The sequence below is a fragment of the Neisseria leonii genome (assembly GCF_028776105.2).
Classification (GTDB): Bacteria; Pseudomonadota; Gammaproteobacteria; order Burkholderiales; family Neisseriaceae; genus Neisseria; species Neisseria leonii.
Genome location: NZ_CP145606.1, coordinates 1116424 through 1134871 on the forward strand (window position 1 = coordinate 1116424; position 18448 = coordinate 1134871).

Annotated in this window: 14 protein-coding genes and 1 pseudogene; 10 read left to right on the plus strand and 5 right to left on the minus strand. The window is 59.5% G+C overall.

From position 1 onward, the window contains the following. Positions 1-41: 41 nt before the first annotated feature. Positions 42-1043 carry an ADP-glyceromanno-heptose 6-epimerase gene (gene rfaD, locus ORY85_RS05360; RefSeq protein ID WP_274572709.1) on the minus strand — a complete coding sequence of 334 codons (1002 nt, stop codon included), beginning with the start codon at positions 1041-1043 and terminating at the stop codon, positions 42-44. A 148-nt stretch (positions 1044-1191) separates the two neighbouring features. Beyond that, complete coding sequence (locus ORY85_RS05365) at positions 1192-2976, minus strand: 2-isopropylmalate synthase (protein WP_274572710.1); 1785 nt, start codon at positions 2974-2976, stop codon at positions 1192-1194. 401 nt (positions 2977-3377) lie between these two features. Between ORY85_RS05365 and ORY85_RS05370 the strand changes: the two genes are divergently transcribed. The 7 genes from ORY85_RS05370 (at position 3378) to ORY85_RS05400 (ending at position 11152) form a co-directional block, all read left to right on the plus strand. Further along, positions 3378-4517: a class I SAM-dependent methyltransferase gene (locus tag ORY85_RS05370; protein WP_274572711.1), complete on the plus strand. Its 1140-nt coding sequence runs from the start codon at positions 3378-3380 to the stop codon at positions 4515-4517. Positions 4518-4612: 95 nt separating this feature from the next. Beyond that, entirely contained in the window at positions 4613-6424 is a 1812-nt protein-coding gene (locus tag ORY85_RS05375) for an extracellular solute-binding protein (protein ID WP_274572712.1), read from the plus strand. A 241-nt stretch (positions 6425-6665) separates the two neighbouring features. Beyond that, positions 6666-6878, plus strand: coding sequence for a 30S ribosomal protein S21 (gene rpsU, locus ORY85_RS05380; RefSeq protein WP_274572713.1), 213 nt, complete (start codon positions 6666-6668; stop codon positions 6876-6878). Positions 6879-7118: 240 nt separating this feature from the next. After that, the gene (locus tag ORY85_RS05385) at positions 7119-7565 is read left to right on the plus strand and encodes a GatB/YqeY domain-containing protein (RefSeq protein WP_274572714.1); all 447 of its coding nucleotides are present in this window, start codon (positions 7119-7121) and stop codon (positions 7563-7565) included. 337 nt (positions 7566-7902) lie between these two features. Next, positions 7903-9696 (plus strand): DNA primase, encoded by a 1794-nt coding sequence (dnaG, locus tag ORY85_RS05390; protein WP_274572715.1) that lies wholly within the window; start codon positions 7903-7905, stop codon positions 9694-9696. Between the two features lie 29 nt (positions 9697-9725). Continuing rightward, the gene (hemB, locus tag ORY85_RS05395) at positions 9726-10730 is read left to right on the plus strand and encodes a porphobilinogen synthase (RefSeq protein ID WP_274572716.1); all 1005 of its coding nucleotides are present in this window, start codon (positions 9726-9728) and stop codon (positions 10728-10730) included. A 128-nt stretch (positions 10731-10858) separates the two neighbouring features. Next, a complete protein-coding gene (locus ORY85_RS05400) occupies positions 10859-11152 on the plus strand; it encodes a DUF2288 domain-containing protein (protein WP_274572717.1) in 294 nt (97 codons plus the stop codon). On the opposite strand, the gene bioD is transcribed toward ORY85_RS05400, so the two are convergent. The 3 genes and pseudogenes from bioD to ORY85_RS05415 form a co-directional block, all read right to left on the minus strand. Beyond that, positions 11095-11826 (minus strand): dethiobiotin synthase, encoded by a 732-nt coding sequence (bioD, locus tag ORY85_RS05405; RefSeq protein WP_274572718.1) that lies wholly within the window; start codon positions 11824-11826, stop codon positions 11095-11097. The two genes, ORY85_RS05400 and bioD, sit on opposite strands and share 58 nt — an antisense overlap. 385 nt (positions 11827-12211) lie before the next feature. Continuing rightward, positions 12212-13168: pseudogene (gene thiL / locus ORY85_RS05410) on the minus strand (thiamine-phosphate kinase); the annotation flags it as partial. 247 nt (positions 13169-13415) lie between these two features. Continuing rightward, positions 13416-14081: an OmpA family protein gene (locus tag ORY85_RS05415; protein ID WP_274572719.1), complete on the minus strand. Its 666-nt coding sequence runs from the start codon at positions 14079-14081 to the stop codon at positions 13416-13418. Between the two features lie 421 nt (positions 14082-14502). Between ORY85_RS05415 and ORY85_RS05420 the strand changes: the two genes are divergently transcribed. From ORY85_RS05420 to miaA, 3 genes are all read left to right on the plus strand, one after another. Next, positions 14503-15450 carry a LysR substrate-binding domain-containing protein gene (locus ORY85_RS05420; RefSeq protein ID WP_274572720.1) on the plus strand — a complete coding sequence of 316 codons (948 nt, stop codon included), beginning with the start codon at positions 14503-14505 and terminating at the stop codon, positions 15448-15450. 114 nt (positions 15451-15564) lie between these two features. Further along, on the plus strand, positions 15565-17469 hold the full coding sequence (mutL, locus tag ORY85_RS05425) for a DNA mismatch repair endonuclease MutL (RefSeq protein ID WP_338577748.1): 1905 nt from the start codon (positions 15565-15567) through the stop codon (positions 17467-17469). Between the two features lie 13 nt (positions 17470-17482). Further along, positions 17483-18442 carry a tRNA (adenosine(37)-N6)-dimethylallyltransferase MiaA gene (miaA, locus tag ORY85_RS05430; protein ID WP_274572007.1) on the plus strand — a complete coding sequence of 320 codons (960 nt, stop codon included), beginning with the start codon at positions 17483-17485 and terminating at the stop codon, positions 18440-18442. The last annotated feature ends 6 nt before the right edge of the window (positions 18443-18448 follow it).

Genomic DNA, 18448 nt, shown 5'->3' on the forward strand with positions numbered 1-18448 from the left:
TTCAGGCGGTTTTCAGACGGCCTTGGCGGCCGGGAATCCGGTCAGGCCCGTTCCAGCAGCCACGCCACATAACGCGCCACGCCCTCTTCCACGCTGTAAAACGGCATGGCGTAGCCTGCGGCGCGCAGTTTGGCAATATCGGCCTGGGTGAAACTCTGGTACTTGCCTTTCAGTGCGTCGGGGAACGGCAGGTAGCGGATCAGCCCGCTGTCCACCAATTCCGCCAGCGGCAGCGGGTCTTTGCCTTCGGCCGCGCGGCAGGCATTGACGGTGGCGGCGGCCAAGTCGTTAAACGGCTGGCTGCGGCCGGTACCCAGATTGAAAATGCCCGACTGCATGGGGTGGTCGAGAAAATGCAGGTTGACCGCCACCACATCTTCGACGCTGACGAAATCGCGGCTCTGGCCGCCGTCGGCATAACCGTCGTAGGCACCGAACAGATTGACAAAGCCCTGTTCTCGGTATTGGTGGAAATGATGGTAGGCCACCGAAGCCATGCGGCCTTTGTGCTGCTCGCGCGCGCCATAAACGTTGAAATAGCGGAAACCGGCCACCTGCGCGCTCAATCCTTCGGCCATGCGGCGGCGCACCACTTGGTCGAACAGGAATTTGGAGTAGCCGTACACATTGAGCGGCGCCTCCAAAGCGCGCTCTTCACGGAAAACTTCGCCTTTGCCGTACACTGCCGCGCTGGAAGCGTACAGGAAGGGAATGCGCTGGTCCTGACACCAGTCGAGCAGGTCGAGGCTGTATTGGTAGTTGTTGTCCATCATGTACAGGCCGTCGTGGTTCATGGTGTCGGAACACGCGCCCTGATGGAAGACTGCCTGTATATCGGCAAACGGAAAGCTGTGGTTGCGCACCTGGCGGATAAATTCGTGCTTATCCAGATAATGGCCGATGTCGCAGTCGGCCAGATTTTGGAATTTATCGCCGTGCGCCAGATTATCGACGGCCACAATATCCGTGATCCCGCGCCCGTTCAAAGCCTTGACGATGTTGCTGCCGATAAAGCCGGCCGCGCCGGTTACGATGATGGTCATGATGCACTCTTTCCTGAAAATAAGCCGCCCGCAGGCGTGCTGGCTATTGTAACGCAATCCGCCGTTTTGCACGAACGGCGGTCAAAAAAGCCGTCTGAAAACGGCGTTTGGCAGCCAAACGGTTTTCAGACGGCCTTTTGCCGGGAAATTACAAACCCTGCGCTTTGACTTTTTCCGCACCGGATTCCAGCTTGTTCAAAGCCGACAGATAGGCTTTGGCCGTTGCCGCCAGAATATCGGTATCCGCCCCCTGCCCGTTGACCACACGGCTGCCGCGCGCCAGACGCACGGACGTTTCGCCCTGACTTTCTGTACCCTGCGTCACGGCATTGACCGAATAAAGCTGCAAGACCGCGCCGCTTTGCGCCACGCTTTCGATGGCTTTGAAAACCGCGTCCACCGGCCCGGAACCTGTGGCCTCGGCCTGTTTTTCCTCGCCTTTGACGCTGAACACAATCTGCGCGCGCGGCAGTTCGCCGGTTTCGGTGACGATTTTCTGCGAGATAAAGCGGTAGTTGTCCTGATTGAGGGTTTCCATCTCGTCGGACACCAGCGCGTGCAGGTCTTCATCGAAAATTTCGCGTTTTTTGTCGGCCAGTTCTTTGAAACGGGCAAACGCGGCATTCAAGGCTTCTTCGCTGCCCAACTCAATGCCCAAATCGGCCAGCTTGGTTTTGAAAGCGTTGCGGCCGGAGAGCTTGCCCAGACTCAAACGGTTGGCCGCCCAGCCGACCGATTCGGCCGACATGATTTCATAGGTTTCGCGGTGTTTGAGTACACCGTCCTGATGAATGCCCGATTCGTGGGCAAACGCGTTGGCACCGACCACAGCCTTGTTCGGCTGCACGGGATAGCCGGTGATGGTGGAGACCAGTTTGGAAGCGGGCACAATCTGCGCCGTGTCGATGCCGGTTTCCAGACCGAACACATCGTGGCGCACTTTCAGAGCCATCACAATTTCTTCCAGCGAGGCATTGCCCGCCCGCTCGCCCAAACCGTTGACGGTGCATTCCACCTGACGCGCGCCGCCTTGGAGCGCAGCCAGCGAGTTGGCCACGGCCAAACCCAAATCGTTGTGGCAGTGTGCCGACCATACGACTTTTCCGCTGCCCGGGGTTTTGGCAATCAGCTCGCGGAACAAGGCTTCGGTACGGTGCGGAACCGAATAGCCCACGGTATCGGGGATATTGATGGTGGTCGCACCCGCCTCAATCACCGCACCGCAGATTTCGGCCAGAAAATCAATGTCCGAACGCAGCGCGTCTTCGCATGAAAATTCGACATCGTCGGTATATTCTTTAGCGATTTTTACCGCCTTAACCGCCGCTTCCACCACTTTGGCCGGTTTCATTTTCAGCTTGTGTTCCATATGGATCGGGCTGGTGGCGATAAAGGTGTGGATCCGTTTTTTGGCCGCAGGCGCAACGGCTTCGCCCGCTTTGCGGATGTCGCTTTCCACCGCGCGCGACAGCGAGCAGACGGTGGAGCGGGTAAGCGTTTTGGCGATTTCGTTTACCGCCTCCCAGTCGCCCGGGCTGGCGGCGGCGAAACCGGCCTCAATCACATCGACCCCCAGTTTTTCCAACTGGCGGGCAACGCGGATTTTTTCTTCTTTGGTCATGGCGGCGCCGGGCGACTGTTCGCCGTCGCGCAGGGTGGTGTCAAAAATAATGACGCGGTTGTTTTGGGGCATGGCCTGCTTCTCCAGAGTGGTTTGTTGATGCATAAAGGCGTTCAAATCCAGCGGCCGTCCCTGCGCTTCGGCCAGCGCGCCGAGCCGCCGCAGCTGGTTGAGCGGCAGCGAACCGCGGGTGCGCCATTTATAAATCGCCGCCGCGCTGGCTGCGTGTTCGGGATCTTGTTCTTTTAGTGCTTCGGCCAGCGCGCTCACGCCGCCGAAATAGGCAATTAAACGGTCGATATCCAACTGCATAATGTGTCCAATCGCGAAAGGCCGTCTGAAAATGACAAGTGGCGATTATACCCAAATTGGACATTTCGACAAGCATTGCTCGCTATATTTTAAAAATCCTTATCCCAAAGAGATATTTTTAGACTTATTGTCCAAATTTGCACAGCAAATCTCGGTAGGCGACATGAAGCGCAGAGACTTTTTTAGTTGGGAACTTTGGATATATTTACATTCATGGCGCGGTTTCGGATAACAGAATCATGCCTGATGAAAGACCGTCAATAAAGCCGGAAAATGACAGGACAGCAACTTTCATATCGGGAAGAAGCAATACCGTCTCCTTTCCATTATTCCCCGCCCGCTCAGGCCGCCTGAAAGTTGAAAATATAGTACACTGTCCGTTTTCCGCACCCTGCCCTGCCATGCAGCCGATTACCACTTCCCGCACGCCCGTGATGTTCTGGCATACTGAAAGCAGCCAAAAACCGCCCCGACACGCCGTTTTTGCCGACCGCCTTTCGGCCGGTGCCCTGCTGAAAGCCGCCCGCGACCATACGGCAACGGTATGGACGGGCGATTTCCACCAAGCCAAGCAGGTGTTGGCCGCGCTGAAAAAACGTGTGCGCAGCCCTGCCAAACCGCCCGCCGCAACAGCAACTGATATTCAGACGGCCTTCCACCGCCACCGCCTGAGGCAGGCACAGCAAAGCCGTCTGATCAATATGCTGGCGGTAGAAATCCTGCCGGATTTCCGTCTCGGCCTGCCCCGCGCGCCCGATGTGCGCGCCGCACTGGCCGATGTCTTCGCCAGCCCCAACCGCGAACCCTTCCTATTGCCGCTCAACCAGCTGCTCGGCTTTATCGGCGCACACGAATGGCACAAAAAAGGCGTGTTTGTCGAACCCCTGAATGCGCGTATCCACGTCCCCTTCGGCGTATTCTCGCCCCTGCGCGGCGAATATCTGGCCTTGGCTGCCGACGCGCCGCTGCCCGAAGGTGTGCAAACCGCATTCGACATCGGCACCGGCTCGGGCGTACTGGCCGCCGTTCTGGCCAAACGCGGCGTCGCCCGCATCAGTGCCACCGACAACAATCCGCGTGCCATAGCCTGCGCCCGCGCCAACTTCGCACGGCTGGGGCTGAACCATATCGCCCTGCTGCAAACCGATCTGTTTCCCGACGGCCGCGCCGACTTGATTGTCTGCAACCCGCCGTGGCTGCCCGCCAAACCGACCTCGGCCGTCGAAACCGCACTTTACGACCCCGACAGCGCGATGCTGCGCGCATTCCTGCAACAGGCGGCGCATCATTTGAACCCCAACGGCGAAATCTGGCTGATTATGTCGGATTTGGCCGAACATCTCGGCCTGCGCGCGCCGGACGAATTAAACCGTCTGTTCCAAGCCGCCGGTTTCAGCGTCAAAGGCCGTCTGAACGCACGCCCGACCCACGCCAAAGCCGCCGCCTCAGACGACCCGCTGGCCTTCGCCCGCCGCCGCGAAACCACCACACTCTACCGCCTGCAACCCGTATCGCCTTTCCTGCCACCGAAAGCCGTCTGAAAACAGGCACGGCGGATTTCTGCAAAATGCTGGACGGACAGCGCATTTTTCCGCCCTGCAACCGCCCTTTTCAGACGGCCGGAACGAACCGCACTATGAACAAAACCTATTACTCGGCCGTCCTGTTGGCCGCTTTCTGCTGCTCCGCCGCCCTGGCCGCCCACGGCATCGCATTGGGCAGCACACCGCGCTATCCGGCCGGTTTCCCCCACTTTTCCTATGTCAATCCCGATGCACCGAAAGGCGGCAGCCTGACCCTGCCCGCCCAAGGCGGCTTCGACAGCCTCAATCCGTTTACCCTGAAAGGCAGTCCACCCGCCGGCATCGACCTGACACTCGACACACTGGCCGAACAGAGCTGGGACGAGCCTTTTGCCATGTACGGCCTCTTGGCGCAGGACATCGCACCGGCCGCAGACGGCCTCTCGGTTACGTTCACACTCAATCCGCGCGCACGTTTCCACAACGGCGACCCCGTACGGGCAGAAGATGCGGTCTACTCGTTCCGCACCCTCACCCAAGACCCCGCAGCCTCACCCGCCTACCGCTTTTACTGGGCCGACGTAGCCGCCGCCGAAGCCCTGGACAGCCGGCGCGTCCGCTTCCGTTTCAAAAAACGCAATGCCGAACTGCATATGATTTTGGGGCAACTGCCGGTATTTTCGCGCAAAAGCTTCCCCAACGGGCTGGCCGGGGCCGCCAACCGCGCACCCATCGGATCAGGCCCCTACCGCCTGCTGAAAACCGAAACCAACCGCTCGGCCGAATACCGCCGCGACCCCGCCTATTGGGGACAAAGTCTGCCCGTACGGCGCGGCATGTTCAATTTCGATACCGTCCGCTTCCGCTACTACCGCGACCCGGCCGTACGCGTGGAAGGCATCAAAGCCGGACGCTACGATTTCGCGCAGGAAAACACCGCCCGCGACTGGGCGCGCGCCTATCCCGACAGTATTCTGCAAAAACGCGGCCTGACCAAACAGAGTACCGCCCACAGCGGCACCGCCGGTATGCAGGGTTTTGTGATGAATCAGAGGCGCAGCCTGTTTGCCGATGTCCGCGTACGCCGTGCACTGGTATTGAGTTTCGACTTTGAAAGCCTCAACAGCCGCCTGTTCTACCAAAGCTACCGCCGCAGCGACAGCTTCTTCACCAACAGCACGCTGGCCGCACGCGGCCTGCCCGATGCGGACGAGAAGGCCGTCTTAACACCGCTCAAACCGCTGCTGCCCGATGCCGTATTCACACAGCCCGCCCCCGTACCGCCCGCGGCCGACCCGCATTTGGGCATCCGCCCCAATCTGAACGCCGCGCGCGCACTGCTCGAAGAAGCGGGTTACCGCTACCGCAACGGCCGCCTGATTTCGCCCCGGGGCAAACCGGTCGAAATCGAACTGCTCATTTCCGGCAAAACCTTCGAACGGCTGGCGGCCAAATGGCAGCGCGACTTAGCCAAAATCGGCATCACGCTGGACATCCGCCCGGCCGACCCCGCTGTGTACCAAAAACGGCTGAACCATTTCGATTTCGACATCACCACCGTGGTATACGCCAACAGCGAAAGCCCCGGCAACGAGCAGGCCGACTATTTCAGCTGTGCCGCCGCCAAAACGCCGGGCAGCCGCAATTGGGCGGGCATATGCAATCCGGCCGTGGAAAAACTGCTGGCCCGCTTCGAGCATTTCGACAACCGCCGCGAACTGGCCGCTGCCGCACGCAGCCTCGACCGCGTACTGCGCCACCAATACCTCGTCGTACCGCACTGGTACAGCCCGAACTACAACCTGATCTACCGCAGCACCCTGCACCGGCCCGCCGTCCTGCCGCCATATTATTCGCCGCAGCAATGGGTATTGCAGACTTGGTGGCAGAATCCGAAAACCATTGACAGCGCAAACAAAAAATAAGACAATCGCCCTTTTTCTCCGCCGCGCGTCTTGCCCTATGCCGCGCCGCACAGCCAACCGCTTTTTGCCGCGCAAAAAGCCCGTAAGGAGGTGGTGTTCCCCATCACGGCGCGTATCGCGCCCTGCCGCAAACGGCAAAACCCGATACGGAATCCGAAGGGAAAGCCCGTCCGCCAAGCCTGGTTTCAGACGGCCTTTTCCGCATGAAACGAACAACAAATTGAAAAGTTAGGAAGTCAAAATGCCTGCTGTACGTGTAAAAGAAAACGAACCCTTTGAAGTTGCGATGCGCCGTTTCAAACGCGCCGTGGAAAAAACCGGCCTGCTGACCGAGCTGCGCGCCCGCGAAGCCTACGAAAAGCCGACCACCGAGCGCAAACGCAAAAAAGCCGCTGCGGTCAAACGCCTGCAAAAACGCCTGCGCAGCCAACAGCTGCCGCCGAAAATGTACTGAATCAAGGCCGCGCCTTGATTGCGAAAAACACCGTCAGGTTTCCCGCCTGCGGTGTTTTTCCGTTTGCGGCAACGGCACGGGTTTTGCGATAATGCCGTACCGTTCGGCAGCACTGCCAATCCGCCGCAGCTTCTCCCGATACTGCCCTGAAACTGCGGCCGTTTCAAACGGCATACCATCAATCTAAGACGGCAAAGCGCAGCCGATTTATGCCCGCCCCACCGGAAAAAGGATACTCTGATGAACCTGAAAACCCGCCTGTCCGAAGACATGAAAACCGCCATGCGCGCCAAAGACAGCGTTACCCTGTCCACCGTGCGCCTGATTAACGCCGCCGTCAAACAGTTTGAAGTGGACGAGCGCGCCGAAGCCGACGATGCCAAAATCGCCGCCATCATCGCCAAAATGATTAAGCAGCGCAAAGACTCGGCCAAAATCTACACCGATGCCGGCCGCAGCGATCTGGCCGATAAAGAGTGTGCCGAAATCGATGTCCTGAACCGCTATCTGCCCGAAATGCTCTCGGCAGACGAAATCGCCGCCGCTGTGCAGCAGGCCGTTGCCGAAACCGGCGCAGCGGGCATGGCCGATATGGGCAAAGTGATGGGGCTGCTGAAAACCCGTCTGGCCGGTCAGGCCGATATGGGCGAAGTGAACAGGATTTTGAAAGCCGCACTGACTGCCTGATACCCGCCGAAGGCCGTCTGAAAACGCTGCTCTGCCGCATCAGGCCGCCCGTTTTTTCAGACAGCCGCCATGAACGGCACAGCAAACCGATGGATTGCACGGCAAAGTTGCGGCACGCACCGTATCACCGCCGCCAGTCCGCCTGCCTGCGCAACATACAACCGCTGCCGACCGCGCGGTTTTCCATAACCGCCGGGCATTCCCCGCCCTAGTCATACCGCAAAGGCACGCACCATATCGAAACAATTTATTGAACAAAAAAGAATTTTTTATTGAATCATTTTTCAGACGGCCTTTTAAACCGACAGGCCGTCTGAAACAACAAACACCCCGCCCCATGATACCTTCTGAGTTTATCGACGAGCTGCTGGCCAAAATCGATATTGTCGATTTAATCGACGAATATGTGCCGCTGAAAAAAGGCGGTGCCAACTATATGGCCTGCTGCCCGTTCCACAAGGAAAAATCGCCGTCGTTTTCCGTCAGTCCGCATAAGCAGTTCTACCACTGTTTCGGCTGCGGCGCGCACGGTTCGGCCATCGGTTTTCTAATGGAATATCAGGGGCTGGCGTTCACCGAAGCCGTCCGGCAGCTGGCCGACCGCGCCGGTATGTCTGTCCCGTACAGCCGCAGCGGCAGCGAGCCGCCGCAACAGCGCGCCGAACGCAAAAAAAAGCAGCAGACATTGGAAGAAACCCTGACCGCGTGCAGCGATTTCTACCGACAGCAGCTCAAACTGCACCCCCAAGCACAAGCCTATCTGGAACAGCGCGGCATCAACGCCGAAACCGCCGAACGCTACGGCTTGGGCTACGCCCCCGACGGCTGGCAGCCGCTGGCGCAAGTGTTCCAACCCTATCCCAATCCCGCCCTGCTGGAAAGCGGCCAAACGGTTCATAACGACGAAAACGGCCGTGAATACGACCGCTTCCGCCACCGCATTATGTTCCCGATCCGCGACAGCCGCGGCCAAGTCATCGGCTTCGGCGGGCGCGTGCTGGACGACAGCAAACCCAAATACCTCAATTCGCCCGACACGCCGCTGTTCGACAAAGGCAGAAACCTCTACGGTCTTTACGAAGGCCGCGCCGCAGTCAAAGAGGCCGGACGGATTCTGGTGGTGGAAGGCTATATGGACGTGGTGGCGCTGGCACAGTTCGGCATCGGCTACGGCGCGGCCGCGCTCGGTACGGCCACGACTGCCGAACACATCAAAATCCTGATGCGGCAGACCGACCAAATTTATTTCTGCTTCGACGGCGACGCTGCGGGGCGCAAAGCGGCCAGCCGTGCATTGGAAAACGCCCTGCCGCAGCTGAAAGACGACAAAGCCCTGCATTTTCTGTTTCTGCCCGCCGAACACGACCCCGACAGCTATGTCCGCGCATACGGCGCGGCGCGCTTTGAAGAACTTCTGCTGTCGCAAAGCCTGCCGCTGTCGGCCTATTTCTGGCAGACACTGACAGCAGGGCTGAATCTGGACGGCGACGAGGGCAAGTCGCAGCTGATAAAAGCCGCCGCGCCGCTGCTGGCACAGATTCAGGCACCGGCACTGGGCTTTCTGCTCCGACAGCATCTGAGTACACTGGTGGGCATCGATCCGGCCGATCTGGCACAACTGATGGGACAGGCCGCCCCGCAGCGTACCGTCCGGCAAAAAAACTACAAACTGCCGCAGGCAACTTTCCGCCAGCCCGCTATGCCCACGCTGGTGCAGAAGCAGATTCACACGCTGATCCACCGGCCGCAGCTGGCCGCCGAAGTGAAGCTGCCCGATTATTTGACCTTACACGGCGAGCTGGCCTGCCTGGCCTATTTGGCCGAGCTGCTGCAAAGCCGCCCGCACTTGAATACCGGCCAAATCGGCGAACATCTGCGCGGCAGTCCTTACGAACCGGTTGTGGGAAAAATCATGTCCCACCCCGATTTGAACAGCCATGCCGCCGCAGACCATGCCGATGCCGAATTGGAAAAACAGGCATTTTCAGACGGCATGAAACGCCTGTTTGCCGATTTGCAGCAAAACCTGATCCATGCACTGAAACAGAAAGCCGCACACGGCGGTTTGAACGATGCGGAAAAAAAACAGCTGATCGCCCTGCTGGCACAAAAACCGCATCAGGCCGTCTGAATCCCCATCATGCCAAGAAAGGTTGAACCATGAATTTCCCGCCCCGCCACATACCCGCCAGCCGTATGCGCCGTATGCGCAAAGACGATTTCTCCCGCCGCCTGATGCGCGAACACACGCTGACGGCCGACGACCTGATTTATCCGGTGTTCGTTTTGGAAGGCACAGGCAAAGAAGAGGCCGTCGCCTCCATGCCCGGTGTGGTGCGCCAAAGCCTCGACAAACTGCTCTACACCGCCGAAGAGGCACTCGGACTCGGCATTCCGATGCTGGCGGTTTTCCCCGTTATCACGCAAAACAAAAGCGAAACCGCCGAAGAGGCCTGCAATCCCGAAGGGCTGGTGCCGACGGTAGTGCGCGAACTGCGCCGCCGCTTCCCCGAGCTGGGCATCATGACCGACATCGCACTCGACCCCTACACCTCGCACGGCCAAGACGGCCTGACCGACAGCCAAGGCTATGTCTTGAACGATGAAACCGTCGAAGTGCTGGTCCGCCAGGCCCTGTGCCATGCCGACGCCGGCGCGCAGGTGGTCGCCCCGTCCGATATGATGGACGGACGCATCGGTGCCGTGCGCGAAGCGCTGGAAGATGCCGGCCATATCCACACCCGCATCATGGCCTATTCGGCCAAATACGCTTCGGCTTTTTACGGCCCGTTCCGCGATGCGGTGGGCAGCGCGGCCAACCTGGGCAAAGCGGACAAAAAAACCTACCAGCAAGACCCCGCCAACAGCGACGAAGCCCTGCACGAAGTGGCCTTGGACATTCAGGAGGGTGCGGATATGGTGATGGTCAAACCGGGTATGCCGTATCTGGACGTCATCCGCCGCGTCAAAGACACTTTCGGCGTGCCGACTTTCGCCTATCAGGTTTCGGGCGAATACGCCATGATGCAGGCCGCCGTACAAAACGGCTGGCTGGACGCGGACAAAGTCATTTTGGAAAGTCTACTCGCCTTCAAACGTGCCGGTGCCGACGGTATTCTCACCTATTACGCCCTCGATGCCGCCCGCCTCCTGCAACAACGCTGACATCAGGCCGTCTGAAAACGGTGTACAGCGGGGTTCTGCAAACCAAAAACATAAACCCAAACACCCGCCGCGTTTTGACACCTGCCAAACGCATTTTCAGACGGCCTCCGCCTTTTGCCTGCATCAAAATGACCGAACCTTTACTCAACGAAAAACTCAATGCCGAAACCGCCCGTATCGCGTGGCGCGAACTGCAAACCCACTTTGCCCGGGGCGCGGCGGTATATGTCGCCCCCGAACTGGATTTGATTGCCACCGCACGGCTGGTGGCCGACGATAACGGCGAAGCCGTGCACAAACTGATGGCACAAGGCCTCTTCGGCCCCGTCAGCGAAACACAAGCACGCACATTTTGGGAAAACGATCAGGAAATGTGGGCGGTGGTGGTTGCGCCGTGGGTACTGATGCAACCTGTCGGATAAGCGGCCAGATACCCGGCTCCGTCTGCCAGATAAGCGGCAGCCCGATCCGCCCCCGCCTGCGGCAGATACGGCACCACGCCCAGCAGCGGTGCGGGCAGCCGCTGCGACAAATCGGCCACATAATCCGTCAAACGGTGCGGCTGCGCAGTCGGACAGTTGGCAATCCACCCTGCCAGCGGCAGTCCCGACTGCGCTACTGCGGCCGCCGTCAGCAGTGCATGGTTCAAACAGCCCAGCTTCATGCCGACCACCAACACCACCGGCAAAGCATGGTCCGCCGCCCAATCGGCCAATGTCCGCCGCCCGTCCAGCGGTGTCAGCCAGCCGCCGGCCCCTTCTGCCAAAACCAGCTCTGCCGACTGTTGTAAAGACCGCAGCTTCCGGTTCAAAACGTCCGTATCGATCCGCCGCCCCTCACCGGCCGCCGCCAGATGCGGTGCCGTGGCCTCGGCAAATGTATAAGCGTTATGATCGGCATATGCCCCAGGCTGCGACGATGCGGCCTGCAAGGCCAAAACATCCGCATTGCACCCGCCCGCCGCACCCGAAGCCACGGGTTTGAAACCGGCCGCCCGATAACCCGCCGCCGCCCATGCCCGCAGCAAGGCCGTACTGCACAAAGTTTTTCCGGCATCGGTATCCGTACCGGCAACAAAAAATGTTTTTGCCGTCATCTGCCACTCCCCGTTAAGGCCGTCTGAAACGGGCCGGATACCTTTATCCCGCCGCCTGAGCATGGTGCTGCCGTGCAGATACGGTATTTTCAGACGGCCTGATATATGAAATACTCAAAAATTTAACAAAACTTCACAATATCTTTAAACCTCAGTCATGATGGCCTGCATCAGCCCGGTTTGCGTTCCTTTATTGACCATTCGTCAAACTCAAAAGAACCCGACTGTGCCTGCGTCCATCACTCCTCCCCCGGCTTTTACCAAAAGCGGTGCAGCTAAAACAGCGTTAATCGCGAACTTGGCCGGTTTACAGGCCGTCTTCGGTTTGCGCGTCTCCATGATTGGTGCCGATGTACCGCCCGGCCTGAGCCGCCGCTTCGTCCGCAAAATGATCAAATCCTGTTTTTTCCACCAACAACGGGCAGCCGTCGGCGGCCAAAACCTGCAAACCCGGTTCTGCCGTTACGCTGCCAATCAGCGAAACCGCCACCCCCGCCGCCTGAGCCGCCTGCCGTATCTCTGTACGTACTGACGGCGGCGCGGTAAACACTAATTCATAATCGTCCCCGCCCGCCAGTACCCAATCCCGGTACTGTGCCGGCGAAACAGCGGCAGCCAAACATTCGTCCAAGGGCAGCTGCGGCCAATATATCCGCCCGCCGACACCCGATGCCGTCAGAATATGCCCCAAGTCCTGCACCAAACCGTCAGACACATCTTGCGCAGAATGCGCCAGCGGCAGCAGGAGACGCCCCAAAGCCACCCGTGGTGTCGGCCTCAACAATGCCGCCAAAGCCTGATCGGCACAGGCAGGCGGCAGCTCAACCGTTTTCAGACAGTGCTGCAAACCGGCCGCCGCCCAACCCAACTGCCCCGATACCCAAATATCGTCGCCTGCCTGTGCCGCACTGCGCGTCAATGCGCGCCCGCACGGCACCTCGCCGATAACCGTAACACTGAATACCCAACCGCCCCGCGTCGTATCACCGCCAATCAACGCCACACCGTATTCCCGGCACATGGCAAAAAACCGGCCGGAAAAACGGCTGATCCATGCTTCGTCCAATTCAGGCAACGCCATGCTGAGCAATACCCAGCGCGGTACCGCCCCCATTGCCGCCATATCGGACAAATTGACCGCCAATACCTTATGTGCCAGATCTTCCGGCGCAGTATCGAAAAAAAAATGGCGGCCGCCGACCAGCATATCGCTGCTGACACACCAATCCGACTCCGCATCGGTACGCACCACCGCCGCATCGTCGCCGATACCGACCACAACTCCGTTTTCCGCCTGTGCGTCGGCCTGCAAATAACGGCGGATAAAATCAAACTCGCGCATTGTCTGCTCCTTCAACCCGGCCGTCTGAAATTCATGTCTTAGGCCGATGGTTGCCGATTCTATTACAACGGTATCGGCACAGCCAAACAAACCGCATATCCCTGTTTCCTGCCTGACCGACACCGGTAAACCGCCTGCCTTCGGGTTGGACATCAGAACAATCATGCCGATGCTACCCGACTAAGAAAAAACCCCGCTGTTTCAAGCGGGGTTGATATTATCGGAATCGGCTTTGAACCGAAACGGATTATTGTACGCGGGTAGTCACCACGCTGCGGATGCGGACATCAACGCGGCGGTCGGGTTCGATACAAGAAATCAGCTCTGCACGGCGTTTGGCGGCAGATACACGTTTGCCCAATTGGGCAACCTGTGCCTGACACTGTTCAGTCATACGGGCTTGCGACTCGCCCAAACCAACGGCAGAAATTTTAGCCGCCGGTACACCGCGGTTAACCAGGTAGTTGGCAACGGTATTGGCGCGACGCTCTGACAGCTGCTGGTTGTAAGATTCGGCACCCATAAAGTCGGTGTGGCCTTCTACGCGCACGGTTTGTACGTTTACATCAGACAGACGTACAGCCAGATCGTTCAGGGTTTGGACAGCTTCGGGGCGCAGGTTGTCTTTATCGAAACCGAACAGGGCACGTGCAGACAGAGAAACGACTTCGTCTTTATATTGCGGAGCAGGTGCGGGGGCGGCAGGTGCTACGGCATCGCCGCACTCAACCAGACCATTGGCGGATTTGTTCAGATAAGCGTTTTCCCAGCATTCGCCGTAGTTGTTGCGGACGACTTGTTTGCTCCGTTCGCTTACGGTGTAACCGGGGGCAGGGTGGGTCTGATTGGCCAGAGCGTTACCGGAAGCAATGGCGGCAACAATCAAAGCGCCTAATTTAAGCTGTTTGGTCATTATGATTCCCTCGTCAAAAAATGGTTATGCGGCAGCAGATACCGCATAGCACTAAGATAATACAGGCCGCAGCCGGAGCCGCAGCAAACGGATATTTCAAGCCAGAACTATAAAAAGCCGTTCCCGAGCTGTCAATACTCGGCTGCACCAAGCCATCTGCAAACCGGCTTCTTAATGCCGAACTATGCCGAAAAAACAGACGGCTGTCATGTATTTGCGGCAAAATCCGCCTGCCCCGCCATACGGCGTTGCGCAAAAGCAACAGTAAAAGCCGCCGGGCTGTGCAGGTACCGCAACCGGTTCGGACCGCTCCGACACGGCAGCAAACGGTGCGGTTTCCGCATACGGTTCGGTTTTATGTTAAAGTGGCACGGTTTTCTGTAAATCGGCTGCGCCGCACACACATCCATAGTCCGTTCTTATGAAACTGCAACAGTTACGCTACGCTCTCGAAGTTTACCGGCACAATCTCAATGTTTCCGAAGCAGCCGATGCGCTGTTTACATCCCAGCCCGGGGTGTCCAAGCAGATCCGCCTGCTGGAAGACGAATTGGGCATACAGATTTTTATCCGCAGCGGCAAACGGATTGTATCGGTGTCGCAGCCGGGCAAAGCCGTACTGCAAATGGCGGAACGGATTTTGCACGATATTCAGAACATTAAAAATATCGGCCGCGAATTCAGCGGGCAGGACAACGGTACGCTGACCATCGCCACCACGCACACACAGGCGCGCTATGTTCTGCCCGATGTTGTGGCTGCCTTTATGCAGCGTTACCCGAAAGTACGCCTGAATATCCGCCAAAGCGATCCCGAGGGCATTGTGCAGATGCTGCACGAAGACGGGGCGGATTTGGCGGTTCTCAACGAACTGCCCGCTTCCTGCGGCGATTTGCGCCGCCTGCCGTGCAAACGGTGGGTATACGGGCTGGTCATGCCCGAAGACCACCCGCTGCTCGACAATATGGGACTCAGCTGGGAAGCCCTGCTCCGCTACACGCTGATTACTTACGAATCTGCTTTTTCACCCGGCAGCAGCAGCGCGCGCGCATTCGGCCGGGCGGGGGTTTCGCGGGACGATATTGCGCTGTTCGCTGCCGATGCCGATGTATTGAAAGCCTATGTCCGGCGCGGCTTGGGCATCGGCGTGGTGGAAAAAATGGCATTCTCGCCCGAGTCCGATCAGGGTTTGGTAATGGTGGATGCCGCCAAACTGTTCGAGCCTGCCGACACCAGCGTGCTGCTGCGCCAAGATACCTATCTGCGCGGCTATATCTACGATTTTCTCGAACTGTTCTCCCCCGAACTGACCCGCAACCACATCGACCATCTGCTGTACGCACCGGCCGTGGAAGACTTCTCGATTTAAGCAGTACGATACAGGCCGTCTGAAACCGCACCCGCCCGTTTTCAGACGGCCTTTTTCCGTGCAATCGTCCCGCACGCTTTGTATAATGGCAGCCTTGTTTTACGGAAAACCGCCATGAACCGCATCGCCGCCCTGCCCGACCATTTAATCAACCAGATTGCCGCCGGCGAAGTGGTGGAACGGCCGGCCAACGCACTCAAAGAAATCATCGAAAACAGCATTGATGCCGGTGCGGACAAAATCCAAGTGGAAATCGCAGGCGGCGGCATCAAGCTGATACGCGTTACCGACAACGGCGCGGGCATACACGCCGACGATACCGCACTGGCTCTCTCCCGCCACGCCACCAGCAAAATCGCCAGTCTGAACGATTTGGAACGTGTCGCCAGCATGGGTTTCCGCGGCGAAGGGTTGGCCAGCATCGCCTCTGTTTCGCGCCTCACGCTCACCAGCCGCCGGGCGCAAACCGGCCATGCCGTGCGCGTGTATGCCGAAGACGGCAAAATCGCGCCGCCTCAGGCCGCCACCCACCCCGAAGGCACCACAGTCGAAGTGGCCGACCTGTTTTTCAACACCCCCGCCCGCCGCAAATTCCTCAAATCCGAAAACACCGAATACGCCCATTGCGCCGCCATGTTCGAACGTCTGGCACTGGCACACCCGCACATTGCCTTCCACCTGAAACGCGACGGCAAAACCGCAGCCGACTACCCCGCCCAAACACTGGCTGACCGCGCCGCCGCCATACTGGGCGGCGACTTCGCCCGCGCCTCGCTCGAAATCGACAGCACAGGCGGACCGATGCGCCTGTACGGCCTGATTGCCAAACCCACCTTTGCCAAAGGCAAAAACAGTCAGCAGTATTGTTTTGTCAACCGCCGCTTCGTGCGCGACAAAGTGATGCTGCACGCTGTCAAACAGGCCTACCGCGACGTGCTGCACCACGCCCTTACCCCCGCGTTCGTTTTATTTCTCGACCTGCCGCCCGAAGCGGTGGACGTGAATGTCCACCCCACCAAAACCGAAGTGCGTTTCCGCGACAGCCAGGCGGTACACCAGCTGCTCTTCCACAGCCTGAACAAAGTACTGGCGCACACCGGCGCGGCCGAAACCGAAAGTGTCAGCAACGCCGGCGAAGTCCTGCATCACATGTTGGGCATTACCGCACCGGCATCCGCAGCAGATACCCCGACAGCCGCACCCGATACCGCCCCGCCCCCGTTTTCAGACGGCCTGACCGCTGCCGGATCCCGCCGCACGCCTGCAGCCTACGCCCCCGCCGCCCGCGCGCCGCAACAGCGCAGCCTGTCGTTAAACGAAAGCCGTGCCGCGCTCGACCGCTACGCCGAACTGTACCGCCGCCCGTCCGAAAACGAAACCCGCCCGCCCGCCGACACCCACCCCGCCGGCCATCAGAACGACCCCGCCGCCCACTATCCACTGGGCTTCGCCATTGCACAACTGCTCGACATCTATATTCTGGCACAAGCCGAAGACGCACTGCTGCTCATCGATATGCACGCAGCGGCCGAACGCGTGAACTATGAAAAAATGAAAGCCCAGCGCGATGCGCAAGGCCGCGTCGCCAGCCAAACCCTGCTGATTGCGCACACTTTCCGCGCCACCCACCAAGAAACCGCCGCATTGGCCGAACACGGCAGCCTGCTGGCTTCGTTCGGCCTTGCGCTGACCCAAACCGCGCCCGACACCATCGCCATTCAGGCAGTACCCGCCATGCTGGTGCGCGCCGACGCGGAACATCTGGTGCGCAGCGTATTGGAAGAAATCGCCGAACACGGCAGCAGCCAAACCGTTACCCGCCTGGAAAACCAAATCCTCGCCACCTTGTCCTGCCACGGTTCGGTACGCGCCGGCCGCCGCCTCACGCTGCCGGAAATGAACGCCCTGCTGCGCGATATGGAAAACACGCCGCGCAGCAACCAATGCAACCACGGCCGGCCCACTTGGGTCAAACTCACCCTGAAAGAACTGGACGCGCTGTTTCTGCGCGGCCGCTGACCGGAACCCGCCGATGCCCCACGCCCGCACCGCCCCGAAAGCCCTCGCCCTGCTCGGCCCCACCGCCTGCGGCAAAACCGCGCTGGCTCTCGCCTTGGCCGAACACTGGCCGGTAGAAATCATCAGCCTTGATTCGGCCTTGGTATACCGTGAAATGGACATCGGCACGGCCAAACCCTCGCCCGCCGAACTGGCCGCCGTACCGCACCACCTCATCGACATCATCGACCCGCCGCAAAGTTACAGCGCGGCGCAATTCGTTGCCGACTGCACCCGCCTGACCGCCGAAATTACCGCGCGCGGCCGGCTGCCGCTGATTGTCGGCGGCACCATGATGTATTACCACGCCCTGACCGCCGGTTTGAACAGCCTGCCCGAAGCCGATGCCGCCACCCGCGCCGCACTGCGCGCGCAAAAAGCCGCCGAAGGCACCGCCGCGCTCTACCGCCGCCTGCTCGCCGTCGATCCCGCCACCGCCGCGCGGCTCGCTCCGGGCGACAGCCAGCGCATCGAACGCGCCTTGGAAGTCTATCTGGTAAGCGGCCGCCCGTTGAGTGCGCATTTTGCCGCACAAAAAACCGCCGCACCCGCCCTCCGTCTCTGCACCCTAGCCCTGATTCCCGAAAACCGCCGCCTGCTGCACACGCAAATCGAAAAACGCTTTATCACCATGCTGGAAAACGGTTTGCTGGACGAAGTCGGCCGTCTGAAAACACGCTATCCCGAACTCAATGCCGACAGCCCCGCCGTGCGCTGCGTCGGCTACCGGCAGGCGTGGGCGCATCTGGCCGGCGAAACCGACTATGCCCAACTGGCCGCACAAGGCACCGCCGCCACCCGCCAGCTCGCCAAACGCCAGCTCACCTGGCTGCGCAAACTGAATGCCGACATCACGGCCGACCCCTTCGCCCAAACGCCCGCCGCCCTGATTCAGACGGCCTCCGAAGCCGTCCGGCGTCATTTTTCACCATAACATTCC